1 protein-coding gene is annotated in these 1,177 nt (G+C 44.9%); it reads right to left on the bottom strand.

Translation table 11 applies throughout. From position 1 onward, the window contains the following. Positions 1-281: 281 nt before the first annotated feature. Positions 282-1,175: a hypothetical protein gene (locus FJZ26_06185; GenBank protein ID MBM3229994.1), complete on the bottom strand. Its 894-nt coding sequence runs from the start codon at positions 1,173-1,175 to the stop codon at positions 282-284. Positions 1,176-1,177: the final 2 nt, after the last annotated feature.

Raw genomic sequence — 1,177 nt, 5'->3', positions numbered from 1 at the left:
CAGAAAAATTTGGCTTTAACTCAAAATTTTGCAAAGCAAAATTTTGGTTTATTCCGTTTTGCATGGCAAAGATTTCTGGATTGATTGGATACATCTGCTAAAGTTGCGCTATGCAAAACGGTTTAAGCCGAAACATTATGCGCTGGTACCTGCGTTGGCGAAGCAAACGCTCACAATTGCCCAGCGCTTAAGTTTCGGATAAGGGGGGAATAATTTTTTAACACCAAGATCAGCCGCCGTTATTACAGGCAGAAAGGTTATTACGGACAGAATCTTGCCATTTACACACTCTCGTCTAATTTGTTTTTTTCATCATCCTTCTTTTTCCTTCTCTTTGGCCTGTTTTCCTCTTCAACCCTCTGCGCCAGCCTTGCCTTCTTCTTTGCCCACTGCACAGGGTTCTTGATAGAGGCATGAAACGCCTCCATCCTGCACTGCGGGTAGAAGCCATAGTACATGTCATTCATGCAGTTTGGCGGAGGCACAACCTGCTTTCTTTGCCTGAAGTACCTCAAATGCCCTACAATGTATGTTTCCCTCATTGGCTCAGGATTCCTCTTGTTCCATTCAAGTATGAATTTTTCCATGTCATCATGATTCCAGCCAACGCTCGAGAGGAAATTTACCAGGATGAAAAGAAACCTTTTCCTTCCATCCCTCAATCCCTTTAATCCATGCTGTATGCATGGCGGGAAAAACTTTTCAGGGATAGCAGTCGCAGGAAGCTCAAAGCCCCTGTTTTTTCCCTGCAGCATAGCCTTTGTCTCATCATCCTCCTCAATTTTCGGGCTGAAGTCATATGCCTGCACAATCAGCTTGCTTGCCTCTCCCTTTACAGCCTTTGTCGAATCAAGAAACCTGAACTGGCTTACTTTCACAGGATGCCTTGCCTCATTGATGCTGAACGACATCACTTTCGCCGGGTCAATTGTGACTGAAACAAGGCCTGACTTTTCATTGAAGGAATACGGCATCCTGTACAGATGCCGGGAAGAAATAAGCACTGTGTCAATGTCAAGGAATGGCTCTGCATTGAGCAGCTGTTTTTTCCCGAGCGACTTGTCATTGGCATAGTATATTATCTCGCTCTCCTTTGCCCCTGTTTTCTCGAGTATTCTCCCCAAATCCCCATTTTCAAGCTCGAGTATTTTCTCGCCCAATGGCCGCTTTATCATCT

It is taken from the genome of Candidatus Parvarchaeota archaeon (assembly GCA_016866895.1).
Taxonomy (GTDB): Archaea; Micrarchaeota; Micrarchaeia; order Anstonellales; family VGKX01; genus VGKX01.
Note: the sequence above shows the minus strand (reverse complement) of the source record. Positions and strands in the feature narration are given on the sequence as shown.

Excerpts from the sequence above, each read along its gene's own strand:
- FJZ26_06185 (MBM3229994.1), bottom strand. The coding sequence starts at position 1,175 with ATGATAAAGCGGCCATTGGGCGAGAAAATACTCGAGCTTGAAAATGGG.